Here is a 24,248-nt window from a genome sequence, read left to right as displayed (position 1 = left end):
GTCAGCCCTCCGTCAGCTTCTGCGCCAGCATCACGAGGATGCCGCTCGGTCCGCGCAGGTACGTGAGCTTGTAGACGTCTTCATAGGTGGCGACGCCGCGAAGCGGGTGGCATCCGTGCCGCGCGGCGATGGCGAGGGCTTCGTCGATGTCGTCGACGGCGAACGCCACCCTGTGCATGCCGATGTCGTTGGGTCGCGTCGGCTCCGACTCGATCGCGTCGGGGTGGATGTACTCGAACAGCTCGATGCGGCCGTGACCGTCCGGCGTCTCGAGGAGGGCGATCCTGGCGTGGTTGCCGTCGAGGCCGACGGCGGTGTCGGCCCACTCACCGCTGATGGTGTCGCGGCCGACAACGGTGAGCCCGAGGTCGGTGAAGAAGGAGATCGCGGCTTCGATGTCGCGAACGGCGATGCCGACGTTGTCGAGTGTGATGGCCATGCGTTGCATGCTACTTCCGGAGCCGAGGTCGGCACTGGATTCGGCGAGAGCCGCGGTGAGAGGCTGGCTCCAGCGCGAGCGGCATCCCGTCGCTCCCCGATCATCCGGAATCGAGGCCGCCATGCCCGTCTCCAGCAGTCCAGCCGAGATCACGATGCACCCGAGCGATGCCGCACCCGTCACCCCTGAGATCATTCCTCCGCAGGCTCTGCTGATCGGCAGCAAGGGCACCCGCCGCTTCGTGGGTCGCGAACACGGGGCCGGCATCTCCTACTTCTTCGTCGACGCCGAGCCCGGAGACGGGCCCGACCTGCACTGGCATCCGTACACCGAGACCTGGTTCGTCATCGAGGGCACGGCGCGCATCACCGTCGGAACGGCAACCCTCATCGCGAACGCCGAAGACACGGCCACAGTTCCGGCAGGCGTATGGCATGGTTTCAAGAACTCCGGCACGGGGCGCCTGCGCATCCTCTGCATCCATGCGTCGGACACGATCATCCAGACCTGGGCCGACTGAGCCCGACCGCGAAGGAGCACCCATGACGTTTCAGGCCTACCTCGACAACATCGAGGCGAAGACCGGGCTCACCCCGCGTCAGTTCATCGATCTCGCACACGAGAAGGGCTTCGACGAGACGACGAAGGCCGGGCCGATCCTGGCCTGGCTGGCCGACGACTACCAGCTGGGCAAGGGCCACGGCATGGCACTCGTGCACGTGATCACGAAGGGTCCGCAGATCAGCCAGAAGCACGTGAACACGGGCACGACCCACAGCGATCCGAGCGACACGCTCTGGCTCGACGGGGCTGCATCGAATCCGGCGGCGAAGTAGCTCCTAGCGCGAGCTCGGGCAGTACAACTGGGTCGGCACCCGCTGGTCGCTCGACCGCTCGATGCGGTGTTCGGACATCGGCTGGTGGCAGAGCGGACACGACGGATCGCTCGGCCGCACGTCGGGACCCTCGGGGCGGCCGATGCCCACCTGCGCCGGGCCGGTGAAGATGCGCACCACGTCGTTGGCCTTCTCGTAGAAGCGCCAGAACCTGTTGCCCATCTCGCCGTCCTCATTTCGTTCGTGTACTAATCATTAGGGTAGCATGTAGTCTGGGCGCATGAGCAGTTCAGCCCAGATCCTCGCGACGGAGACGGTCGATCCCGCCGCGGCGCCCACGACGCCCACAGCGGGCGTGCCCGATGTCCTCGCCCTCGAGAACCAGGTCTGCTTCGCCCTCGCGGTTGCAGCGCGCGGAGTCATCGGGCTGTACCGCCCGATCCTCGAGCCACTCGGGCTCACGCATCCGCAGTACCTGGTGATGCTCGCGCTCTGGGAGCGCAGCCCTCGCACGGTTCGCGACCTGGGCGATGCGCTCCAACTCGAGCCGGCCACCCTCTCGCCGCTGCTCAAGCGCCTCGAGGCCCAGGGCTACATCGCTCGCGACCGCAACCCCGCTGACGAGCGGGCATTGAACATCACCCTCACGGATGCCGGCGCTCGACTGCGCGAACAGGCGCTGGGCGTTCCGCCTCAGGTCGTGGCCAGGCTCGGCGTCGAGCTCGACGAACTCGAGCGCCTGCGCTCCCAGCTCACCGACGTGATCGCGGCGGTGCGCACGACGCGGTGACGTGAAGCGGGGCTATGCGGTGCCGTGCCGTGCGGTGCCGGCGTGCGGCGCCAACGGTGCGTCCCCCGTCGAGGAATCGGCGAGCGGCAACGTACCCTTGAAGAAGTGCGCATTCTCGACCCGGCGCGCGTGATTCAGTACGAGCAAGAGGTGGTGCGACGTGAGCGACGTCTCGTCCTTGGAGACATTCGACCGACGGGAGTCGGAGGTTCGGGGCTACATCCGTTCCTTCCCCGTAGTCTTCGACAGTGCCCGCGGCTCCGTGCTGACCGCCGCCGACGGGCGTGAGTTCCTCGACTTCTTCGCCGGTGCCGGTGTTCTGAACTACGGCCACAACAACCCGGCCTTCACCCGCGCACTCATCGAGTATCTCGAGCACGACGGCATCATCCATGGCCTCGACATGGCCACGAGCGCCAAGAAGGGCTTCATCGAGGCGTTCGAGAGGCTTGTGCTCGAGCCGCGCGGCTTCGACTACAAGCTGCAGTTCACCGGCCCGACCGGCGCCAACGCCGTCGAAGCGGCACTCAAGGTGGCACGCCAGGCCACCGGGCGCGCCAACGTCGTCGCCTTCACGAACGCCTTCCACGGCCTGAGCATCGGCGGACTCGCCGCCACCGGAAACAGCCACTACCGCGAGGCTGCCGGCATCGCGCTCGACAACGTGACGCGACTTCCGTTCGACGGCTACCTCGGCGACGGCGTCGACACCCTCGACCTGTTCGAGAAGATGCTCGGCGACCCCGGCAGCGGTCTCGACCTTCCGGCGGCGGTCATCGTCGAGGCCGTGCAGGGCGAGGGCGGCATCAACGTCGCCAGCTCGGCCTGGCTGCAGCGCCTCCGCCGGCTCACCGCCGACAACGGCATCCTGCTCATCCTCGACGAGATCCAGTCGGGCATAGGCCGCACCGGCTCGTTCTTCGCCTTCGAGGAGTCCGGAATCGTTCCCGACATCGTCACGGTGTCGAAGTCGATCTCGGGCTCGGGCCTCCCGATGTCGCTCGTGCTGCTGCGCCCCGAGGTGGACGTCTGGAAGCCGGGCGCCCACACAGGCACCTTCCGTGGCAACAACCTCGCCTTCGTCTCGGCTCGGGTCGCCCTCGAGGAGTACTGGGCGGATGCCGCCCTCACCGACGGCGTCACGGCCAAGTCGGCTGTGCTCGAGGCTGAACTCCAGCGCCTGGCCGCCGCTCACCCGTCGCTCGGCGCCGTCGTGCGCGGTCGCGGCCTCATGTTCGGCCTCGCCATCGACAGCGACCGCACCCTGGCCGGTCGCATCTCGAAGGAGGCCTTCACGCGCGGCCTCATCATCGAGACCTCCGGCGCCCACGACGAGGTGCTCAAGTTCCTCCCGGCGCTCACCATCACCGACGACGAGCTCGCCCGCGGCCTGCGGATCGTCAGCGACAGCCTCGACGCGGTGCTCTGAGTGGTCAGCCCACTCACCTCGACTGCGCACTTCGCACTCTGAGCAGCCGACCGACGAGGGCCGCTTGTAGTCTGAGCGCATCCGTGGAGGGTCCTACCGGCGATCGGCTCGATCGCGCGGGTCGTACGCCAGAGATCAGCTCGAGGCGGGTCATCCGCAGATCGGAACTTCCATGAGCACGCTCTCCCGCAGGATCCTCGCCGCCGCGATCGCCGTCGGTGTCGTCGCGGCATCCGTCACCGGAGTCGCCATCGCCGCGAACGCCGGCACCGAATCGTCGAGTGCAGCGGCGTCGAGCGCAGCAGCCGCGTCCAGCGCCGCCACGTCGTCGGCCGCCGCCAAGAAGGTCACGCTGCCTCCGGTCAACGGGCGCTTCGACTACCAGATCGGCGGCGTCTACCCGCCCGCGGCATCCGTGAAGATCGTCGACCGCGATCGCACGGCGAAGCCAGCGGCCGGAAAGTACAACATCTGCTACGTGAACGCGTACCAGACCCAGCCCGACGACGCGAAGACCTGGTCCGGCCGCAACAGCGACCTCATCCTGCGCAACAGCAAGGGCGTGAAGGTCGGCGATCCCGAGTGGGACGAGTACCTGCTCGACACGTCCACCGCCGCCAAGCGCACGCGCATCGCGGCCATCATGAACGCCTGGATCGACGGATGCGCCGCGAAGGGATTCCACGCCATCGAACCCGACAACCTCGACTCGTGGACCCGCTCGAAGAGCGCAGGCACGCAGCTGCTGACGAAGGCCGACAACGTGGCACTGGCCAGGCTGCTGGCGACGCACGCCCACGGCAAGGGCCTGGCCATCGCCCAGAAGAACACCCCGCAGCTCGGCATCGCGGGCAAAAAGACCGTCGGCTTCGACTTCGCCATCGCCGAGGAATGCCAGATGTACACCGAGTGCGATGCCTACACGGATGTCTTCGGCCGGAACGTGATCGAGATCGAGTACACCGACAACCCGCTGAAGGCATACACGACGGCCTGCGCCAAGCAGGGCACCCGGATCTCGGTGATCCTCCGCGACCGCGACGTGGTGGCGAAGGGCAAGCCGGACTACGTCTACAAGTCCTGCTGAGCCCGCCCCGCCCCGCCCCGCTCGCTGAGGCCTCGACGAAGTCCGCGGCCGAAGCGCACCGGCCCACCTTCCCGCCCGCTCGCTGAGGCCCGGACGCAGTCGGCGGCCGAAGCGCACCCAGTGCAGGGGACAACACCATCACCCGGTCAATCGACCGCCGAGATCCGGGCTACTCTGACGCAGTGAAACTCGCACTGCGGCGACGTTTGACGCTCATCGGCGTCTCCCTCGCGCTCCTCTCCCTCGGCGCCGGCGTCGCCTCCCAGGTGTCCGATGCACTCGGCCTGCAGAGCGAGCCCTCGGTGGGCATCCCCGTCGAGAAGCTCAGCGTCGCCCCGGCATCCGCCGTGGTGCTGCCACCCGAGTTCACCAGCATCGACGCTCCCGACGACCTGCGCATCGACACCGCCCTCGACGAACTGCGCGATGCCGTCGCCGACGCCGGCGCCACCTCGGGAACCTCGACGCTCGCAGTCAGCTTCGACAGTGCTGATGCACCCGGCGAGAGCTACTCTGTCTCGGGCACTCCCGGCGCACTGCGCATCTCGGCCGCCTCGCGCAGCGGTGCCGTCCTAGGCGTCTACGACCTCGCGTCGGCCGTACGGGCCGGACGCCCGGTGACCGAGAACCTCGGAACCACCGTCGAGTCGACGCTGCCCTTCCGCATGGTCGACCTCGGAGCCGTCGGGGTGCAACCGGATGCCGAGGCCTACGCGGCGGGCACCGACTACTCGCACAACTCGAACGCCTTCAAGGACGTCATCCTGGCCGACGCGCCCTACATCGACGACGCCGCACTCGCCACGGCGACGACGGAGTTCGAGGAGTACGTGCGACACACCCTCGCCCTCGGCTACAACGCCATCGCCGTTCCCGGCTTCATCGAGTACGTCACCTTCGACGCCGTCGGCGACGGCACCGAGGTGTACGCGGCCGACGATCCGCATCGCGCCCGCGCCGAGGCCATGCGCGCGGCCTTCGGCCCGCTCCTCGACTACGCGCACGAGCTCGGCATGAAGGTCTACTTCCGCACCGACATGCTGGCGCTGACGACGCCGCTGCAGGAGTACTTCGACCGCACCTTCGGCGGGCTCGCCACCGACGACCCGGCCTTCTGGGACGTCTATCGAGCGGGGCTCGACGAGCTCTACGATGCGTTGCCCTCCGTCGACGGCGTCGTCGTGCGCATCGGCGAGGCCGGCCGGGTCTACGACCTGCCCGGCTGGGACTACTACTCCGAGCTCGCCGTCACCTCGGTGGCATCCGTTCGCGCGATGCTCACCACCTTCAGCGATCAGGCGGAGGCGTCGGGCCGCGAGGTGATCTTCAGGTCGTGGAGCGTGGGCGTCGGCGCCGTCGGCGACATGCACATCGACCCGGCGTCGTACGCCGAGGTGCTCGACGGCATCGATTCTCCAGCGCTGGTCGTCTCGACGAAGTACACGCTCGGCGACTTCTACAGCTACCTGCCGCTGAACACCACGCTCGAGTCCGGAACGCAACGGCGCATCGTCGAGTTCCAGAGCCGGCGCGAGTTCGAGGACTACGGCGCGCTGCCGAACGACCTCGGCGTGCTCTACCAGCAGGCGCTGCAGCACTTCATCGCGGCGAACCCGAACGTCGAGGGCATCTGGACGTGGACGCAGGACGGCGGCCCCTGGCGCGCCGGACCCTTGACCCTCGAGCTGAAGGCGGGCTTCTGGCAGCTCTACGAGCTGAACACCCAGCTCGCCGTGACGCTCGCGCGCGATCCGAGCGCCGACCCGTCCGAACTCACGGCTGACTGGATCCGCCAGTGGTTCTCGGACGACCCAGCCACGGTGGAGGCCATCGGCGCCGCGATGGCCGACTCCCGCGCCGCCGTGACCGGCGGACTCTACATCGGGCCGTTCGCCAGCCAGCGCGTGCGCGCCCTCGGGCTCGAGCCGCCGCCCATGATGTGGATCTTCGAGTGGGACATCGTCACCGGCGACAGCGCCGTGCTCGACGTGATCTACCACGTGAGCAAGCCCGAGCTCGAGCGGGCCATCGCCGACGGCGAGACGGCGGTCGAGACCGCGAAGTCGATGCGAGACGCGATCGCGGCGACGGATGCCGGTGCCTGGCGCGACGACGCCCTGCGCGAGCACTTCGTCGCGACCCTCGATTACCAGGTCAACTTGTTCCAGACTCTGGGTTCGTATCGCACCATGGTGCTGCGTCACGCGCAGTGGCTCGACACCGGGTCGGATGCCGCCTACAGCGACTGGGCCGCCGCGAAGACGGCGTTCGAGGGCTTCGCCTCCGTGCACGAGCAGACCTACGGCGGAGACGTCGACCTGCCCGCCTACAATCTCACCGCGGCACGCATCGGCATGGAGCGGGCAACCCTCGACCTGCCGATGGCCTGGCTGGCGCGAGTGCTCCTGGTGCTCCTCGGACTCTGGCTCGTCCTCGGCATCTTCGCCGCTCGAACTCCCTTCTCCCGCTGGCCCGGAGCCGCTGCAGCACGCGCGCTCTGGCTCGCCGGAACGCGGCCGTGGCGGGCGACGGATGCCGTGGCCGGACTGTCCCGACTCTCCAAGGTGCTGCTCGTGGTCGTGCCGGCGGTGCTTCTCGTGCTCAGCCGCGGCATCCTCACCTGGTTCCTCGCTCCCACGCACCTGCTCTTCACCCTCGCGGCCTGGCTCGTCTTCGCAGCCGGCATCGCCCTGGTGATGCGGAGGGTGTCGCCCTGGCCGATCATCGCCGCGGCCGGAGGTGCCATCGCACTGCGGGTGGTCCTGCTGCTCGGCGTGCTGGCCGTGCGTGGGCCCGGCTTCTACTGGTTCGGCTTCTGGACCGACCCGCTCGCCCGCACTGTGTACATCACCGTGGCGTTCGCGCTGTTCGCCTGGGTGCTCGTGGCCGTCGGCTGGACGCTCGCCGGCCAGATCGGGGCTCGACGGGCGACGGGAGCGGTGCTCGGCTCGAGCGGACTCGTGCTCGTGCTGCTCGGCGGCTTCCTCGGTGTCGTCGGGCTCGAACAGGCGCTCACGGCCTGGAACGATCAGATGGCGTTGCTGCCGTGGGGACTCTCGCGCATCCTCGGGCTCACGGTCTACCTCGAGATCCCGGCGTCGACGCCTTGGTATGCCGCGGCCTTCGGCGCCCTGCTCCTGGTGGTCGGAGCGCTGCTGGCGTGGCGCTGGCGCCGCGCACAGCCACCCTCGGTCCGCCCGCTGGTTGAGTAGCGCCGACGAAGTCGACGCGTATCGAAACCACCCACCCACCCACCCCACCCCTCCACCCGCTCGCTGAGGCCCGGACGCAGTCCGCGGCCGAAGCGCCCACCCTCCGCCCCGCCCCACCCGACCGCATCCGTGCGACCGCACCTCTGCCGACCGCCCGCAATACGATGACCCCATGAGCGACAACTACGACATCGTGGAACTCGGCGGCCTTGACGACTGGCGCGAGCACTTCGGCGGATTCCGCCCCGAGAGCTCGCGCGAGGGCCGGCGGGTCGTCGACCACGAGCTCACCATGCAGTTCATCGGCATGACGGCCAACGCGTTCGAGCCTGGCGAGGAGGCGGGGTACTGGCACGCGCACTCCAGCATCGAGGAGGCCTACGTCTTCCTCGCGGGCCGCGGGCAGATGGGCATCGACGACGAGATCGTCGACGTCGGCCCGGGCACGGTCGTGCGCGTCGGCCAGGGCGTGTGGCGCACGTGGCGCTGCGTGCCAGACTCACCGGAGCAGCTGCGCTGGCTGTGCATCCGCGCCGGGGGCACCGAGCTGCCCCACTTCCCCGACGACAGCACGAGGGACAACGATCGCCCGTCGCCCTGGGAATGACTCCCGGCGACTACTCCGGCTTCGCCATCTTGCGCAGCAGCGCGGCGAGGGTCGCCTGCTCCTCCTGGCTCAGCCCGCTCAACTCCTCCGCCTCCCGCTGAGCGAGAGTGCGCATGGCGTAGTCGACGCGTGAGGCGCCATCCGCCGTCAACCGCACGAGCACGCTGCGTCCGTCCCGCGGATGCGGCCGTCGATCGACCAGCCCGCGGCGCGACAGGTTGTCGAGCCTGTTCGTCATCGCGGCGCTGCCGATCATGGTCGCCTCGATCAACTGGGCAGGGCTGAGCTCGTGGGGAGCATCCGCTCGCCCCAGTGCGGCGAGCACGTCGAACTCCCAGGCGGCCAGGCCGGCGCCGCTGAAGGCGTCGGCACGCAGCACACTCAGCTTCTTCGACACGCGCCGCAACCGCGACATGACGTCGAGCGGCGTCAGGTCCACATCGGGCAGTCGACGAGACCACGCATCGATGATCAGGTCGACCTCGTCGTCGGGCTCACTCACGTTGGGAGCCTATCGCCGAGCTCGGCGTCGGCCCACCCGAGCGAACTCCACCCGTTGATGCCTCAGCGCTTGCGCTTGCGCGGCTTCAGCTTCATGGTCGCCGCCACCCGCGTCCACAGCTCGCCGAACGAGCGGGCGGCCTCCGAGGTGGGCGCATAGCTCGACACCGGGGCCCGCAGCGTGCCCATCCGCTCGATGACCACGGTGGCCGGCACGACGATGTCGGTCACGGCCTTGCTGCTGGCGGGCAGATTGAGCACGGTGTCCCGGTGCTGGGTCTTGCGGCGGTCGACCATCGAGAAGAACGTCAGGATGCGCGCCTTCGACACCGACTCGGCGACGAACCCGGTGACCTGCTCGAGGGAGCGCATCGCGAGCGGCGACGGCACCAGCGGAACCACGACCACGTCGGCCGAGAAGATGGCGTTCTCCGCGACCACGGCGGCACCGGGCGGGCAGTCCAGCACCACGACGTCGTAGTCGTCCTCGATGTGCTCGAGGATCTTCGCAATCCGCTGCTGCGACTTCTTCGCGTGGTCGAGCACCAGGTCGAGGTCGCGGTAGCCGGCATCGGCGGGAAGAACGTCGAGGGTGCGGATGCTCGTCGAACGGATGGCGTTCTTCACCTTGCTGTCTCCGGCGACGAGGGCGTCGATGCCGCCCTTCAGCTTCGGCTTCACCTGCAGCAGGAAGGTGGCTGCGCCCTGCGGGTCGAGATCCCACAGCAGCACCCTGTAGTGGGCCGACGCCTCGGCGGCCAGGTTGACGGCCGCCGTCGTCTTGCCGACGCCGCCCTTGGTGCTGTACACGGCCACGACCTTCATCGGGGAATCCCTCCGTCGAAGGACCGGCGCCGAGCAGCACCACTCCTGTCGCTGAAGCTATCAGTCGCGATGGCTAGGCGGTCCACCATGGCCGCAGCGGCAACCCTCCACCGACACCGGCGTGGGGGTCCGGCCGGGTGGCGAGCACCTGGTGCAGCTGGATGCCGCCGACCTCGAACGCCAGCCGGGACCCCGCCATGTACAGTCCCCAGACCTTCGCGGTCGGCAGCCCGACCTCGGCCACGGCCTCGTCCCAGTGCTCGACCAGGTTGGCGCACCAGTCGCGCAGCGTGAGTCCGTAGTGCTGTCGCAGGTTCTCCTCGTGCAGCACTTCGAGACCGGCATCCTGAGCCTCGGTGATGATGCGTCCCGAGCCGGTGAGTTCTCCGTCCGGGAAGACGTAGCGATCGATGAAACCCCGCGTCGACGCCGCGTGAGTGTTCTCGGGGCGCGTGATGCAGTGGTTCAGCAGCAGGCCGCCCGGGCGCAACCGCGACTGCAAGAAGCGGAAGTACGACGCGTAGTTGCGCACTCCGATGTGCTCGAGCAGACCGATCGACGACACAGCGTCGAAGCCGTGCTCCCGGATGTCGCGGTAGTCACCGAACCGCACCTCGGCCAGGTCGGCCAGGCCCTCATCGGCGATCGCCCGTTGAGCCCACGTCGTCTGCTCCTCCGAGAGCGTCACCCCCGTCGCCCTCACCCCGCGACGAGCGGCGTAGCGCACCATCCCGCCCCACCCGCATCCGACGTCGAGCAGCCTGTCGCCCGGCTTCAGCCGCAGCTTCTCGAACACCAGCCGGTACTTGTTCTCCTGTGCCTCGTCGAGCGAGGCGTCGAGGTTCGGGTAACAGGCGCAGGTGTAGGTCATCGACGGCCCGAGCACCCACTCGTAGAACGTGTTGGAGACGTCGTAGTGATGATGGATGGCCTCGGCATCACGACTCTTGCTGTGGCGCAGGCCCTCGGCGACTCGACGCCAGCGCGGCGGGGCCTCCTGGGGAGGAGGAGCGATCGGGCGCAGGTGCTCGACGCCGATCGACCTGACGATCTGCGCCATCACCCGCGGCGACGGGAGCTTGAACACCAGGTCGTCCGCGAGCGCTCGAAGCAGGTCGTACGGATCTCCCGGATGCACTCCGTGGATCTCGAGGTCGCCGGCGATGTAGGCGCGGCCGAGCCCCAGGTCGCCACGCCCCGTCGCCAGGTAGGTCGTGCCGCGCGGGGTCTTCAGCTCGATCCCGAGCGGCGCATCCGCCGGTCCGGCGGCACTGCCGTCGTAGGCGGTGAACCTCAGCGGCAGGTGACCGCCGGCGAGGATCTCGAGAACCTCGGCGAGGGTGTACCTCCCCGTCGGCTCGGGCTTGCCGGTCGCGCTGCCAGCCGCATCCGTCGCACTCGGAGAAGCATCGGAACCCCCGGCATCCGTGGGCCCGGTCGGGCGTTCCTTGAACGTCGTCATCGTCGTTGCACCGCCTTCGCATAGAGGTCGAGGAGTCGGGAGTCGGGGTCGTAGATGGCTTTGGCCCGCCGATAGTCGTCACCGCCGTACAGGGCGTCGAACTCGTCGCGGGAGTAGAAGGACTCGGAGTAGAGCGACTTGTGCCCGTCGAGTTCGCTCACGCGACGCTCGATGAGACGGTTGCTCGCGCCCTCGGTGGCGCCGACGGGAACGGTCGACCAGAAGCCCACGTTCACGTAGGTCTGCCGCGGTCGCATCGGGTAGAGCGGCCATCCGGCCTCGGATGCCGGCCCGTCACGCAGCCGCAGCGGGCACAGCCAGATCGGCTCGATGGGCACCGTCGCGAGGAACCAGTCGACGAACTCGGCGCAGCGCTCGATCGGGATCTCGACGTCTTGGATCACGCGCTCGCGTGGCGGCCGGTGCTTGAGCTTCTCGAGGCGGTCGCCGATGTCGAACCGCCGCTCCAACGTCATGAGCTTCGCGTAGGAGCTGCTGCGCCGATAGCGCCGCGGCCACACCCGCCGGATCACCGGATGCTGCGCGCCGAACGCCTCGGAGCACCAGAACCAGTCGGTGTCCCACCGCCAGAGGTAGTCGTGGATGGTGAGCCTGTCCTCGATCACGCCATCGTCGTGCTGGATCGAACGGTAGTAGATGCGCTGCCCGGTGTAGTCGCTCACCGCACCGGGTGCCGCGGTCTGCGCGCCGAGGCAGAGGTAGCTCTCGTCGGCGCCGAACACGACGCCGTCGAGGTAGTCGACCCGGATCCCGTCGAAGACGCCGGTGTCGACGATGTCGTCCATCGCCGCGATCAGGTCGTCGAGCGCGTGGAACCGCACGTGCCGCAATGCCGCGAACGGCTTCACAGGCTCCAACTCGATGCGCAGCCGCACGGCGTAGCCGAGAGTGCCGTACGAGTTGGGGAAGGCCCGGAACAGGTCGGAGTGCTCATCGGCCGATGCCGTGATCACCTCGCCCGAGCCGGTCAGGATGTCGAGCTCGAGCACCGACTCGTGCGGCAGCCCGCTGCGGAACGAGGTCGACTCGATGCCGAGGCCCGTCACCGCGCCCCCGAGCGTGATGGTCTTCAGCTGCGGAACCACCAGCGGAGCCAGCCCGTACGGCAGCGTCGCCGCGACGAGGTCGTCATAGGTGCACATGCCCGCGACGTCTGCGGTGCGGGCCTCGGGGTCGATCGAGATCACTCCGGTCAGGCCGGAGGTGTCGAGTCCGGGCGCATCCGTCTTGGCGCGGGAACGGAACAGGTTCGACGTACGCTTCGCCAGGCGAACGGATGCCGTGGGCGGAACCGCGCGATAGCTCTGCACGAGGCGCTCCACGCCGTCGGCGTGAGCAGATCGTGCATCGGTCGCGGGAGCGGACACGTCTCACACGCTAGTCCGCGCGCGCCTCCGCGGAAAGGACCAGCGTCTGCTCGCTCCCCGCTCTCACCCCTCGCCGCTCCCCGCTCGCTGAGGCCCGGACGAAGTCCGCGTCCGAAGCGCTCCCGGCGCCGTCACCCTTCGCGCGAGAAGAACTCCACGGCGGCCTGCCTGAACACCCGCGACCCGGGCGCATTGAAGTGGTGGCGGTCGGGCAGCTCCACGAAGCTGCCGTGAGGAGTCGCATCCGCCAGCAGCTTCGATCGCTCGAGGATGGCATCCTCGCTTCCCGTCGCGAACAGGATCTCCTGGGTCGGCGGATGCGTCGGATCGGGATCTGCATCCCCCAACCGCATCCCCTCGGCGAGCGCGATGAGTGCCCGCAGGTCGTTGCCGGCGACGCGTTCTGTGAGCGTCACGTAGTTCTGCGTGACCTTGTCCTCGACAGGTATGCCGCTTTCGACATATGCCCGCGCCTGGTCGATCTGAAGCCGTGCGAGCGGCCGTCCGTCGGGGATTCCGCCGAGGACTGCGCGCTCCACGTGTTCGGGAACCTGCACGGCCAGCTGCCACCCGACTCGGGCGCCGAGGGAGTATCCCGCGTAGAGCACGGTGTCGAGCAGGTAGGTGTCGAGCACGGTCACGAGGTCGTCGACGAGCGCATCCATGCCGTATGCGGATGCCTCGTGAGGCTTGTCGCTCGCTCCGTGTCCGCGTTGATCCACCCCGACCACGCGGAAGCCCGCGCGCGTCAGGTCGCGCACCCACCCGGTGCTCACCCAGTTGTCGCGGCAGCTCGAAGCGAAGCCGTGCACGCACAGCACCGTCGGAGCATCGTCATCGCCCCACTGGTAGGTCGCGATGCGCAGGCCGTCGGCCGACATCACGTACTGCGGCGACGGCATCTCGGTGAGGGCGGGGAAGGGGGTGCTCATGCTGCCATTCTCGCGGTATCGCCGTGACCCCGCTTGTCGAGTACCGCTGCAGCGCACCCCCACCGCACCCAACTCGCCACTTGTCGCCGCATCCGCACCGCCCGCTCGCCACTTGTGGCCGCATGCGCACCGCCCGCTCGCCACTTGTGGCCGCATGCAGAAGTTCGAGGCGGCCACAGATGGCGAACGAGCGCTTCCCCACCCGCACCCGCCACCGCGCCCACCGCACCCGCCGCTGGTCGAGTAGCGACCGAGCGCAGCGAGGACGCGTATCGAGACCACCGCCTCCGCCCCCACCGCTGGTCGAGTAGCGCCCGAGCGCAGCGAGGACGCGTATCGAGGCCACCCCACCGCCCCGGCGGCATCCGCACGCCGCCGAGAACGCAGTCCGCGTGGGTGCACGCCGCCGAGTACGCAGTACACGTGGGTTCACTCCGCCGAGAACGCAGTCCGCGTGGGTGCACCCCGCTCACCACCCGCCGCAACTCCGTTCTCGGTGCGTTCCGTCCGGCGCGAACCGGACCCCTCACCGGTCGCGCGACTCCCGCAGGTGCACCCGCTCCCCCTGCGTGCTCAGCAGGTTGAGAATCTCCGCCGGTTCCATCGACGCGCTCGCGTTGCCGTGCGGCATCCGCGTGTCGAATTCGGCTGCCTCGCCGGCCTCGAGCACGATCTCCTCGGTTCCGAGCGCCAGTCGCACACGGCCGCTGAGCACGTAGATCCAGTCGTAGCCCTCGTGCGTGCTCGTCTCGATGGGCGCCTCAGGGTCGTGCCCGGGCAGCACCATCTTGAACGCGTGCACATCGGGGTTGTCGCGGGTGAGCGGGATGATGGCCTTGCCGCCGCGGTAGAACGGCTTCGGCCGCACACGCGGGTCGGCGATCTGAGGCGCCCCGACCAGGTCGTCGAGGCTGACCCGGTAGACCCCCGCCAGCCGCATGAGCAGGTCGAGAGCAGGCTTGCGAGTTCCCGACTCGAGTCGCGACAGCGTACTCACCGAGATGCCCGTGCGCTCGGCGAGTTCGGCGAGGGTCAGCTCCCGACGCTGGCGGAGGGCCCGCAGGCGTGGCGCGACCTGATCGAGCATCGACTCGAAGCCCAGCGTGCCCGCATCCGGCCCGGCATCCCGACCGCCATCCCCCGCCCGCGAACCACCCGCGCCTCCCGCCGCGTTCCAGCCATGCGCATGAGCCATGAGCACCTCCCCTCGTTGCCGTTTCAGCAAATCCGTTTGCCATCCTACGGAGCCGCGGCGCAGGATCACCTCATGAACACTTCCTGGGACGTCATCATCGTCGGTGGCGGCAGCGCCGGACTCAGCGCCGCCCTCATGCTCGGCCGTTCACGCCGGCGCGTGCTCGTGGTCGACCAGGCGCGTCCGCGCAACCGTTTCGCCGCCCACATGCACGGCGTGCTGGGTCGCGATCACACCTCGCCGCTCGACCTCCTCGCCGACGGACGCCGCGAGCTCGAGCGCTACGACACCGTCGCGATGCGCACAGGAGAAGTGGCTTCAGTCACGCGTACCGGCGACGAGTCCGCACCCGGCTTCGAGGTCGTGCTCGACTCGGGCGAGACCCATGTGACGAGGCGGATGCTGCTCGCCACCGGACTGCGCGACGACCTGCCCGGCATCCCCGGTCTCGCCGAGCAGTGGGGCCGCGGCGTGGTCGTCTGCCCCTACTGCGACGGCTGGGAGGTGCGCGACCGCCGCATCGCGGTCCTGGCCGGCGGCCCCACGAGCACCCACCAGGCACTACTGATGCGCCAGCTCTCCACCGACGTCACCTACCTCGTGAACGGCACCGAGCTCCCCGACGAGTTGCGCAGTGCCCTCAGGGCCCGCGGCATCGTCGTCGAGGAGCGAGCCGTCGTCGCGATCGAAACGGATGCCGCAGACACCCTCAGCGCGGTGCGCCTCGCCGACGGCGCATCCGTTGCAGCCGACATAATCTTCGCGGCCCCGACGCCACACCCTCTCGACGAGATCGCGCGCGAACTCGGAGCGAGCGTCGTCGACCGTCAAGGTTCGACTTGGATCGACGTCGACCCGATGGGACGCACGAGCGTTCCCGGGCTCTGGGCAGCCGGCAACGTGACGGATGCCCGATCATCGGTTCCGCTCGCCATGGCCGCGGGCAACATGGCCGGGGCCGGCCTGAACGCCGACCTGGTCGAGGACGACGTGCGCCAGGCGCTCGCCACCCCGCCGGTCGAGTAGCCCGCGCCCCAGCGCGCCCACGCCGGTCGAGTACCCGCGAGCGCAGCGCGCCCACGCCGGTCGAGTAGCCCGCGAGCGCAGCGAGCAGGCGTATCGAGACCACCGTCACCGCCGCGCATCCGCCGACAGACCGCAGCGCCCACTCGCCCACACCGCAATTCCACACTCCCCCGCCCGAAGTCAAGGGGCCGCCGCCACCGCCCCGACGCCGGAACAATATGTGGAATGCACCACTTCGCCCCCCGCAGCCAGCAGGCCGCCCTCCAGATCCGAGTTCCCCGTGGCTGACGCCCCGACGACGGCGGCGCCGGATGCGACGGGCGCATCCGACTCCGACACGCGCCTCCGCCGCTCGATCACCGGCCCGCTCCTGTTCCTCTTCGTGCTGGGCGATGTTCTCGGCGCGGGCATCTACGCGCTCATGGGCGTGCTGTCGAAGGAGGTGGGCGGAGCTCTCTGGCTCCCCCTGCTGCTTGCGCTCGTGATGGCGCTCTTCACTGCCGGCTCCTACGCCGAGCTGGTCACGAAGTACCCGCGCGCCGGAGGCTCAGCCGTCTACGCCGAGCGCGCCTTCAAGCGCCCCGTGATCTCGTTCCTCGTGGGCTTCTGCATGCTCTCCGCCGGCGTGGTGAGCGCAGCGGGCCTCTCCCTGGCCTTCGCCGGCGACTACCTCGGCACCTTCATCGACGTGCCGGCCATCCCGGCGGCCATCGTCTTCCTGGCGCTCGTGGCGGCGTTGAACGCCCGCGGCATCCGTGAGTCCATGGCGGGCAACGTGGTCATGACGGTGATCGAACTCAGCGGTCTGCTCATCGTCATCATCGCCGGAGCCGTCGTTCTCGGCTCGGGCAACGGTGAGCCGGCGCGCGTGTTGGAGTTCCGCGACGGGGTCTCGCCGTGGGCAGCGGTGCTCGGCGCCACCATCATCGCGTTCTACTCCTTCGTCGGGTTCGAGACGTCGGCGAACGTGGCCGAGGAGCTGCGCACTCCGCGCAACTACCCCCGCGCCCTGTTCGGCGCCCTCGCCGTCGCCGGAGCCGTCTACGTGCTCGTCGCCCTCGCCAGCTCGATCACCCTCGCGCCTGACGAGCTGGGCGAGTCGAGTGGTCCGCTGCTCGCCGTCGTGTCGGCATCCGGTCTCGGAGTGCCCGAATGGCTGTTCAGCGCGATCGCACTGATAGCCGTCGCCAACGGAGCGCTGCTCACCATGATCATGGCCAGCCGCATGACCTACGGCATGGCCGAGGAGGGCCTCCTCCCCCGCGTCTTCGGGCGCGTGCTGCCCAAGCGCCGCACCCCGTGGGTGGCCATTCTCGCGACTACGCTCATCGCCATGGGGCTGACCCTGCTGGGCGACCTGTCGGTGCTCGCCGAGACCGTGGTCTTCCTGCTGCTGTTCGTGTTCGCCAGCACGAACATCGCGGTGCTCGTGCTGCGCCGCGACAAGGTCGACCACCCGCACTTCCGGGCGTGGACGATCCTCCCGATCCTCGGCATCGCGTCCTGCGTGCTGCTCCTCACCCAGCAGTCGCCGCAGGTGTGGCTGTTCGGGGCGATCGTGCTGGTCGTCGGCGCCGTGGTGTTCCTCGTCGCCCGCCGGGTGTCGGGCGCGCGCACGTCAGCCAAGCCGGTCGCGGGCGCCGACGCTGCAGACGTCGCAGACGCCGCAGCGCCATCGAAGTCCACGACCACGCACGAGTAGCGGCATTCGTTCCGGCATCCGTCACACGGATGCCGCGGGCCACACGTACGGCAGGTCGTCGGGAACGTCGGCGGCCAGCTCCGCGTAGAGCACCGGATCCTTGCGCAGCAGGTTCGATCGATGCGATCGGTGCAGCTCCTCGTCGCCGATCCACGCCGGCCACGGGAAGTCGCCCCGGCGATAGGCCTCGCCGTCCTCGGGCACGAGGTCCAGGTCGGCGAGGGTCTTCACTCTGCAGGTGTCGGCGTGGCCCCGTGCCACCCATTCGTCGCAGATCGCGTCCTGGTACGCCATCAGGGCGGGTCGGAACCCGCGCCACATGCGCACGACAGGGTGATGCTGCCAGCCGTATCCGGGCAGGGTGAGGGCGCGCATCACCTGAAGCGTCTCGACGCGCTGCTTGCCGAGCCGGCTCTGGTCGAGTGCGGCCGCACTGCGTGCGAGATCGGCGTAGGGCAGGAAGGTCTGCACGGATGCTCCCGCGTTACTTCTTCAGCACACGCAACGCAGAACCCTTGTGCGCTGCGCGAGCACCGGTCTTCTCGCTCTCGACGATGAACGCCGGCTCGTCGGTGCTCGCCGTGAAGTGCTGCCCGTCGAAGGTGAAGTCCGAGGTGCGCCGCTCCACGACTCGCCCGCGCGTGCGCCCCTGCGAGGTGTTCCAGCTCACGCGATCATGCACAGCCACCATGGAGACCTCCTCATGCCGGCCCCGGATGCGGGACCCGTACCGTGCAGCGTAGGCGGCGGCAGCACTGCACGGCACGGGGTTGACGGATGCGGTCCGACCCCATCCCACCCCGCTGGTCGAGTAGCGCCCGACGAAGTCGACCCCACACCGCTGGTCGAGTAGCGCCCGACGAAGCCGGACGCGTATCGAGACCACCCACCCAGCGCCGCCGCCGACCCCGCCGCCTCGCTTGCGCCTACGCCTACGCCCCCTCGTACGCCACCGCGACGTCGAGCACCCAGACCACGCCGAAGGCGTCCTTCAGCATCCCGTAGGCCGGAGAGAACTGCGACGGCGCCAGGTCGGCGATGACGGTCGAGCCCTGTGCCAGCCGACCCCAGAGCTCGGTGATCTCCTCGACCGAATCAGACCGCACCGAGACGAACAGCGACTTCTCGCCCTGGTCGTAGTCGACGCTCGACGGCACGTCATAGGCCATGACCTGGAAGCCGGTGTCACCGAGCACCTGACCGAACTTGATCTGCTGCGCCTCCTCCGGAATCTCGACGCTGTAGGTGTCCTCGTTGGTCAGGGCGATCAGCTGGCCGCCGAAGACGGAGTGGTAGAACTCGAGCGCTGCCCGAGCGTCGCCGCGGAAGTTGAGGTGAGGGGTGGTGATGACGGTCATGTCTGCTCCTGGATGCGAATGTCGTTCCGGGCTTTCCGGAACGGCTCTGACTGTTCCATCCGTCTAGGACAGCTTCGGTCCTAGACCAGAAGTACTCTTGAGCAATGACCACACCGGCCTCCACGACAGCACGCCTGCTCCGGCTGCTCTCGCTCCTGCAGACTCGGCGGGACTGGCCCGGTAGCGTGCTCGCCGACCGTCTGGAAGTCAGCCACCGCACGGTGCGCCGCGACGTGGATCGCCTGCGTGAGCTGGGTTACAACATCCGCGCCACGATGGGCCCCGATGGCGGCTACAGGCTCGATGCTGGCAGCGATCTGCCGCCGCTGCTCTTCGACGACGAGCAGGCCATCGCCGTGACGGTGGCGCTGAGAGCCGCGACCGAGTCGAACGCCGGCATCGAGGAGGCGGCCCTGCGCGCGCTCACGACGGTGCGGCAGGTGATGCCATCCAGGCTTCGCCATCGCCTCGATGCCATCAGCTTCACCACCCTTCGCCGAGCGGGCACCTCTGCTCCCTCCCCGGTCTCGCCGGATGTCCTGGTGGCGCTGTCTGCGGCCGTGCGCGCTCGCGAGGTGCTGCGCTTCGACTACGCGGCTCGCGGATCGGGGCTGGACGACGAGTCGCCCACTGCGCCCCGCAGGGTGGAGCCGCATGGCGTCGTCGCATCCGACGGACGCTGGTATCTGCTCGGCTGGGACCTCGAGCATGACGAATGGCGCATCTTCCGCGCCGACCGCATCACGCCTCGCACGCCGAACGGCCCGCGGTTCGATCCGCGCGAGGTCCCCGGAGGAAGCGTTCGCAGCTTCGTATCGGCACGTTTCAGAGGGTCGGATGCCGCCGACTCCTGGCCGTGCCGCGGCACGGTCCTCCTCGACCTGCCTGCGTCAGCGGTGCTGCCCTTCGCGGGCGACGGCACGGTGGAAGCGCTCGGGCCGAATCGCTGCAGCCTCGAACTGGGCTCGTGGTCGTGGGGTGCGCTCGCGGCATCGTTCGGCCGCTTCGAGGCCGCCATGGAGGTGGTCGGACCACCGGAGCTCACCGCAGCGTTCGCGGAGCAGGCGTCCCGCTACGCGTCAGCGACCACCCGCCGCTGATCGATTTGCCGCCAGCGCCGGCGCCCTCCGCTGGTCGAGTAGCGCCCGACGGAGTCGGCCGCGTATCGAGACCACCCTCAGCGAACCCTCCAAGCGCCCATCATCCCCGAACCCCGCGCCCCGAGAACACCGCGTGCAGCAACGGAACGACCGACACGACCATCAGCACGGTCCCGAACACCACATCGTCCGCCCGCACCACGGCACCGGCAATGAGCAGGCCGCCGAACAGCACCGCAGAGACCACTCGACGCGCCGTGCGCTCGAGCTTGGCCACGCGCTTCTCGAGCGCCGGACTCGTCACGGCGACGGTGCCGTCGTCGAAGCTGCTGACGAGGGAATCCAGTCGCTTGGGGAGACCGACCGCGATGCCGGCGATCTCGAGCGCCTGTCGCGCGACGTCCTGCACCACATTCCCGCGCTCGTCGCGGATCAGCTGTGCGGCGTACGGCTCGATGGAGTCCCAGAGGTTGAACTCGGAGTCCAGGGCACTGCACACACCCGAGGTGAGGGACATCGCGCGAATGATGAGCAGGAAGTTCTCCGGCAGCTGGAACGGCAGCGACCGCACCACGTCGGCGAACTGCACGGCGAAGTCCCGGAACTCCCGAGGGTCGACCTCGCGCAGCTCGGCGAAGCCCATCCCCCCGAAGCGCGCGAAGAGCTGCGTCATGGCGCGTTCGAGCTCCGAGGTCTCGGCCGAGGGCAGCAGAACACCGAGGTCTTGGATGGCGTCGACCAGGCCCTTGCCGTCGCGCGAGGCAGCGGCGATGAGCAGCTTCCGCAGGCCCCTGCGCGTTCCGCCGGGAACCTCGCCCATCATCCCGAAGTCGATGAACGTGAGCTTCCAGGCGGGTTCCCCGGTCTCGCCGGTTCCAGCCAGAGGCGTCACGAAGATGTTCCCCGGATGCGGGTCCGCGTGGAAGAAGCCGTTGCCGAACAGCTGGTCGAACATGACGGCCGCGAAGACCGGGGCCACGTGCGTCGGGTCGATGCCGGCCGCACGCAGGGCATCGGCATCCGTGATCTTGATCGCAGTGACGTCTTCGAGCGTGAGCACGCGGCGCGTGGTGCGCTCCCACACGACGGTGGGCACGCTCACGCGCGGGTCGTCGGCGAAGGTCTCGGCGAAGCGCACGGAGCTGGCGGCCTCGTGCAGGTACTCGATCTCCTGCAGGCTCGTCTCGGCGAACTCCTCGACGAGCGCCGGTGCGTCGACCCGGCTCGAGACGAGTCGCACGTGGCTGAGCCAGCCGCCCACCTTGCGGAGGGCCGCCAGGTCGGTCTCGACGATCGCCTCGATGCCCGGCCGCTGCACCTTGACCACCACGAAGTCGAGACCCGTGTCTTCAGCGTCGAGCGGCGAGAGCCTGGCTCGATGAGCCTGGCCGAGGGATGCCGCCGCGACGGGCGTCTCGTCGATCGAGGCGAACGCCCGCTCGAGTGGCATGCCGAGTTCGGCCTCGGCGAGCGCGCGGATGTACTCGAACGGCACCGGCGGCACTTCGTCCTGCAAGCCCTCGAGCTCCCGCGTGATCTCGGGCGGCAGCACATCGAGGCGAGAGGACATGAACTGGCCCACCTTGATCATGAGCCCGCCGAGGTCGACGGCGAGAACATGGAAGCGCTGCGCGAACCGCTGCATCCGTCGCGACCGGGATCGCTCGGCGAGCTTGGCGAGGCCGATGCGCGGCAGGAGGAGTTCGTACCACCAGGTGACCGCAAGGTTCCACCCGGCGAAGCGGAGGATGCGACGGTAACGGGCGCGGGTATTGCCCGCGCCCGCTGTCGATGCGTCCCGGCCCGGATGAGCCGTTGGCACCCCCGTCAGTCCTGGGCGAGGATCAGGTGGAGCCGGCGACGGGCGTCCTCGAGCACGGCGACGGCTTCCTTGATCTGCTCCTTGGAACCCTCGGTGTTCACCTGTGCGGCCACGCGGGCGAGCTTGACGCCCACCTTGGGCAGTGCCGAGAAGCCCGCTGCGTCGTCGGAGGACTCGGTGCTGGCGGCCCACGGCGACGATCCGCTGGCGCTCTCGGCCTCGACGCGACCGGCCTCGGTCAGCGCGTACGTCTTGCGACCGTTGGACTCCTCGGAGGTGATGAGCGCCTCGTCGGCGAGGAGCTGGAGCGTCGGGTAGACGGATCCGGCGCTGGGCTTCCAGCTGCCGCCGCTGCGCTCCTCGATCTCGCGGATGATCTGGTAGCCGTGCATCGGCTTCTCGGCGAGCAGAGAGAGCACCGCGGCGCGCACGTCGCCTCGACCGGCGCGGGAGCCTGTGCGCTTGTCGAACGTGGAACGGAGCTCCTCCATCTTCTGCCAGATGGTCTCAGCGTTGAGGCCGGCTGCAAAGCCACCGGTCGGGAATGAACTGCCCATGATGTTCTCCTCCGTGAGTCGTGAACGATACCTAACGATATATCGCGACCTACACGAACGATAGCTTTCCCAGCGCACTCGAAGCATCGGCCCCCCGCCGCTGGTCGAGTAGCCCGCGAGCGAAGCGAGCCGCCCCCGCCGGTCGAGTAGCCCGCGAGCGAAGCGAGCCGCCCTCGCCGGTCGAGTAGCCCGCGAGCGAAGCGAGCCGCCCCCGCTGGTCGAGTAGCCCGCGAGCGGAGCGAGCCGGCGTATCGAGACCACTCCGACCCACCCGCACTAGAACTCAGCGCCGCCTCAACTCCAGCACCGGAATCACCCGGCTGGTCTTCGCCTCGTACGACGCGAAGCTGCTGCCCGGAAGCGACGTGAACTGCGCCCAGCCCTCGTCGCGGGCTGCGCCGGTCAGGCGTTCGGCATGCACGGCGACGGTGCCGTCATCCGGGGTCTCGATCTCGATGTCGGGATGCGCGAGCAGGTTGTGGAACCATGCCGGGTTGTCGGGCGCCCCACCCTTCGATGCTGCGACGAGCCAGCCGGCATCCGTTCGAATCGCCCGCACGGGGCTGACGCGCTCTTCGCCGCTCTGCGCACCGATGTGGTGCAGCAGCACCAGGTCGCGGCCGAATCCGGCCCGTTCGACGGTACCGCCGGTGCGACGGAACTCCTCGATGATCTCGTCATTCCAGTCCGCCATGCTGTTCCTCCTGTGGGTTCGCGCACGCGCGCGCGTCACCACTCACGCTACGCGCGGTTCGGAGCACATCACCCCGGATGACGCGACTCGACTCCTGACTCAGCGCCCGCCGGGAGGACCCGCGATCAGCAGCACGGTGAAGATCGCGGCGACCAGAACCGCCACCAGCACCGCCAGCACCCACGGGCGACGCAGCAGCGTGCGCATGAAGCGGTCGTGCCAGGCGGCGTCGCGCGGGTCGGCGCCCGCCTCGAGCCGCCACGCGCCCTGCAGGCGTCCGCTGCGCTGCAGCCAGATCTCCACGGGCACGGTCGCGTAGGGGATGAGGGTGCTCACGATGGCGACGATGGTCGGCCAGGCCGTCCAGCGCTGGTTCTTCGCCACCAGCACTGCAGTGGCGCCATAGGAGAGGAAGACGAAGCCGTGGATTCCGCCGCCGATCGTCACGCCGAGCGCCCAGTCCGTGGTGGCTCGCAGCAGGAGGCCGGTGAGAAGCAGGGTCCACGAGATCGCCTCGGCGATCGCGAGAGTGCGGAACAGGGAACGGGGTGTGCGGAACACTGATGACTCCAGGTGGCGAATCGGTGACGCAGAATCCTGCGCCACCTTCAACCTACCTGAAGGTGCTTCAGTGTTCCTGAAGGTTTGCCTCGAACGGCTCCTCGTGCATTCCGCGCAACGCTTCGCTCAGGGTCGGCGCCGCCGCGGTGAACGCCGAGTCCAGGGTCGCCAGACGGCGCTCCGCCTCGGCGAGCGCCTGCTCCCCCAGTTCCGTGGCCTGGAGAGCGGATGCCGAGCCGGCATGAGCGGTGGCATCCGTCACCAGTCCGTCGTTCGACAGCGCGTGCACCGCCGTGTGCACTGTCTGCACGGTGATGCGCGAATGGCGGGCGAGCTCGCTGAACGAGATGCCCGGGATGGCGTGGATGTGGGCGAGCAACGCGTACTTTCGCGTCGTGAGACCGAGGTCGCGCAGCAGCTTCGCGAGTTCTGCATCCCAGACGGCGGATGCCGTGAGCAACGAGATCACGGGACTGAACGGCGGGCGCTCGCCGCGAGCGGATGGCGCCACAGAGGCACCTCGTGTCTCATCCGAACCCGTCGCCATAGCCCGATTCTCTCGCAGATCCCGACCGGATCGCTGGCGCGCTCGCGCGCACGGGCGCTCGGTCGCCTTCGCGGCCAGAACAGACCGACGTTCGGCCGGGTTCCTGATCCCACCGCTCGCCGAAACCGAACTTCGAGCGGCTGCGTGACGCCGAGCCTGCAGTTGCGGTGAGTGCAGC

General features: G+C 69.0%; 26 protein-coding genes. 10 read left to right on the top strand and 16 right to left on the bottom strand.

All coding sequences use genetic code 11. The features are described 5' to 3' along the window. Nucleotide 1 precedes the first annotated feature (1 nt). On the bottom strand, nt 2–439 hold the full coding sequence (locus ASC59_RS15710) for a VOC family protein (protein ID WP_055825778.1): 438 nt from the start codon (nt 437–439) through the stop codon (nt 2–4). A 55-nt stretch (nt 440–494) separates the two neighbouring features. On the opposite strand from ASC59_RS15710, the gene ASC59_RS15705 reads away from it, so the two are divergent. After that, entirely contained in the window at nt 495–959 is a 465-nt protein-coding gene (locus tag ASC59_RS15705) for a cupin domain-containing protein (RefSeq protein WP_235492755.1), read from the top strand. A 22-nt stretch (nt 960–981) separates the two neighbouring features. After that, nucleotides 982–1,275 (top strand): DUF4287 domain-containing protein, encoded by a 294-nt coding sequence (locus ASC59_RS15700; RefSeq protein ID WP_055824837.1) that lies wholly within the window; start codon nt 982–984, stop codon nt 1,273–1,275. Between the two features lie 3 nt (nt 1,276–1,278). Here the strand turns inward: ASC59_RS15700 and ASC59_RS15695 are convergent, their stop codons facing one another. Continuing rightward, nucleotides 1,279–1,497, bottom strand: a complete 219-nt coding sequence (locus tag ASC59_RS15695; protein WP_055824835.1) for a hypothetical protein — start codon at nt 1,495–1,497, stop codon at nt 1,279–1,281. Between the two features lie 58 nt (nt 1,498–1,555). Between ASC59_RS15695 and ASC59_RS15690 the strand changes: the two genes are divergently transcribed. The 5 genes from ASC59_RS15690 to ASC59_RS15670 all read left to right on the top strand — a co-directional run bounded on the left by ASC59_RS15690 (nt 1,556) and on the right by ASC59_RS15670 (nt 8,400). Then, a complete protein-coding gene (locus ASC59_RS15690) occupies nt 1,556–2,065 on the top strand; it encodes a MarR family winged helix-turn-helix transcriptional regulator (protein WP_082513736.1) in 510 nt (169 codons plus the stop codon). Between the two features lie 160 nt (nt 2,066–2,225). Next, nucleotides 2,226–3,494: a diaminobutyrate--2-oxoglutarate transaminase gene (gene ectB / locus ASC59_RS15685; RefSeq protein ID WP_055824833.1), complete on the top strand. Its 1,269-nt coding sequence runs from the start codon at nt 2,226–2,228 to the stop codon at nt 3,492–3,494. 172 nt (nt 3,495–3,666) lie between these two features. Continuing rightward, entirely contained in the window at nt 3,667–4,581 is a 915-nt protein-coding gene (locus tag ASC59_RS15680; RefSeq protein WP_055824831.1) for an endo alpha-1,4 polygalactosaminidase, read from the top strand. A gap of 182 nt (nt 4,582–4,763) precedes the next feature. After that, on the top strand, nt 4,764–7,793 hold the full coding sequence (locus ASC59_RS15675; protein WP_055824828.1) for a hypothetical protein: 3,030 nt from the start codon (nt 4,764–4,766) through the stop codon (nt 7,791–7,793). A 172-nt stretch (nt 7,794–7,965) separates the two neighbouring features. After that, nucleotides 7,966–8,400, top strand: coding sequence for a cupin domain-containing protein (locus ASC59_RS15670; protein ID WP_055824826.1), 435 nt, complete (start codon nt 7,966–7,968; stop codon nt 8,398–8,400). 10 nt (nt 8,401–8,410) lie between these two features. Here the strand turns inward: ASC59_RS15670 and ASC59_RS15665 are convergent, their stop codons facing one another. From ASC59_RS15665 to ASC59_RS15640, 6 genes are all read right to left on the bottom strand, one after another. Next, nucleotides 8,411–8,902: a MarR family winged helix-turn-helix transcriptional regulator gene (locus ASC59_RS15665; RefSeq protein WP_055824823.1), complete on the bottom strand. Its 492-nt coding sequence runs from the start codon at nt 8,900–8,902 to the stop codon at nt 8,411–8,413. 62 nt (nt 8,903–8,964) lie between these two features. Beyond that, nucleotides 8,965–9,726 carry a ParA family protein gene (locus ASC59_RS15660; RefSeq protein ID WP_055824821.1) on the bottom strand — a complete coding sequence of 254 codons (762 nt, stop codon included), beginning with the start codon at nt 9,724–9,726 and terminating at the stop codon, nt 8,965–8,967. Nucleotides 9,727–9,799: 73 nt separating this feature from the next. Beyond that, nucleotides 9,800–11,188 (bottom strand): class I SAM-dependent methyltransferase, encoded by a 1,389-nt coding sequence (locus ASC59_RS15655; RefSeq protein WP_082513735.1) that lies wholly within the window; start codon nt 11,186–11,188, stop codon nt 9,800–9,802. Then, nucleotides 11,185–12,576 (bottom strand): FAD-binding oxidoreductase, encoded by a 1,392-nt coding sequence (locus ASC59_RS15650; RefSeq protein WP_055824819.1) that lies wholly within the window; start codon nt 12,574–12,576, stop codon nt 11,185–11,187. The genes ASC59_RS15655 and ASC59_RS15650 overlap by 4 nt, the downstream gene beginning before the upstream one ends. Before the next feature lie 131 nt (nt 12,577–12,707). Continuing rightward, complete coding sequence (locus ASC59_RS15645; RefSeq protein ID WP_055824817.1) at nt 12,708–13,508, bottom strand: alpha/beta fold hydrolase; 801 nt, start codon at nt 13,506–13,508, stop codon at nt 12,708–12,710. Nucleotides 13,509–14,034: 526 nt separating this feature from the next. Further along, nucleotides 14,035–14,703: a helix-turn-helix domain-containing protein gene (locus ASC59_RS15640; protein WP_235492754.1), complete on the bottom strand. Its 669-nt coding sequence runs from the start codon at nt 14,701–14,703 to the stop codon at nt 14,035–14,037. A 72-nt stretch (nt 14,704–14,775) separates the two neighbouring features. Between ASC59_RS15640 and ASC59_RS15635 the strand changes: the two genes are divergently transcribed. Next, entirely contained in the window at nt 14,776–15,729 is a 954-nt protein-coding gene (locus ASC59_RS15635) for an NAD(P)/FAD-dependent oxidoreductase (protein ID WP_055824815.1), read from the top strand. Between the two features lie 280 nt (nt 15,730–16,009). Then, a complete protein-coding gene (locus tag ASC59_RS15630; protein WP_055824813.1) occupies nt 16,010–17,431 on the top strand; it encodes an APC family permease in 1,422 nt (473 codons plus the stop codon). Nucleotides 17,432–17,452: 21 nt separating this feature from the next. On the opposite strand, the gene ASC59_RS15625 is transcribed toward ASC59_RS15630, so the two are convergent. The 3 genes from ASC59_RS15625 to ASC59_RS15615 form a co-directional block, all read right to left on the bottom strand. After that, complete coding sequence (locus ASC59_RS15625) at nt 17,453–17,902, bottom strand: MSMEG_6728 family protein (protein WP_055824810.1); 450 nt, start codon at nt 17,900–17,902, stop codon at nt 17,453–17,455. 13 nt (nt 17,903–17,915) lie between these two features. After that, a complete protein-coding gene (locus tag ASC59_RS15620; RefSeq protein ID WP_055824808.1) occupies nt 17,916–18,122 on the bottom strand; it encodes a DUF2945 domain-containing protein in 207 nt (68 codons plus the stop codon). Between the two features lie 241 nt (nt 18,123–18,363). After that, nucleotides 18,364–18,789 carry a VOC family protein gene (locus tag ASC59_RS15615; RefSeq protein ID WP_055824806.1) on the bottom strand — a complete coding sequence of 142 codons (426 nt, stop codon included), beginning with the start codon at nt 18,787–18,789 and terminating at the stop codon, nt 18,364–18,366. A gap of 104 nt (nt 18,790–18,893) precedes the next feature. Between ASC59_RS15615 and ASC59_RS15610 the strand changes: the two genes are divergently transcribed. Then, a complete protein-coding gene (locus ASC59_RS15610) occupies nt 18,894–19,889 on the top strand; it encodes a helix-turn-helix transcriptional regulator (RefSeq protein ID WP_055824804.1) in 996 nt (331 codons plus the stop codon). A gap of 100 nt (nt 19,890–19,989) precedes the next feature. Here the strand turns inward: ASC59_RS15610 and ASC59_RS15605 are convergent, their stop codons facing one another. The 5 genes from ASC59_RS15605 to ASC59_RS15585 form a co-directional block, all read right to left on the bottom strand. Further along, the gene (locus ASC59_RS15605; RefSeq protein ID WP_055824802.1) at nt 19,990–21,711 is read right to left on the bottom strand and encodes an ABC1 kinase family protein; all 1,722 of its coding nucleotides are present in this window, start codon (nt 21,709–21,711) and stop codon (nt 19,990–19,992) included. Between the two features lie 5 nt (nt 21,712–21,716). After that, entirely contained in the window at nt 21,717–22,268 is a 552-nt protein-coding gene (locus ASC59_RS15600) for a PadR family transcriptional regulator (protein WP_055824800.1), read from the bottom strand. A gap of 283 nt (nt 22,269–22,551) precedes the next feature. Then, nucleotides 22,552–22,962: a nitroreductase/quinone reductase family protein gene (locus tag ASC59_RS15595; protein WP_055824798.1), complete on the bottom strand. Its 411-nt coding sequence runs from the start codon at nt 22,960–22,962 to the stop codon at nt 22,552–22,554. A gap of 99 nt (nt 22,963–23,061) precedes the next feature. Next, a complete protein-coding gene (locus ASC59_RS15590; RefSeq protein ID WP_055824796.1) occupies nt 23,062–23,523 on the bottom strand; it encodes a DUF3817 domain-containing protein in 462 nt (153 codons plus the stop codon). A gap of 67 nt (nt 23,524–23,590) precedes the next feature. Then, complete coding sequence (locus ASC59_RS15585) at nt 23,591–24,070, bottom strand: MarR family winged helix-turn-helix transcriptional regulator (protein ID WP_055824794.1); 480 nt, start codon at nt 24,068–24,070, stop codon at nt 23,591–23,593. Nucleotides 24,071–24,248 lie beyond the last annotated feature (178 nt).

Origin of the sequence: Leifsonia sp. Root1293 (assembly GCF_001425325.1) — a bacterium.
Classification (GTDB): Bacteria; Actinomycetota; Actinomycetes; order Actinomycetales; family Microbacteriaceae; genus Orlajensenia.
Note: the sequence above shows the minus strand (reverse complement) of the source record. Positions and strands in the feature narration are given on the sequence as shown.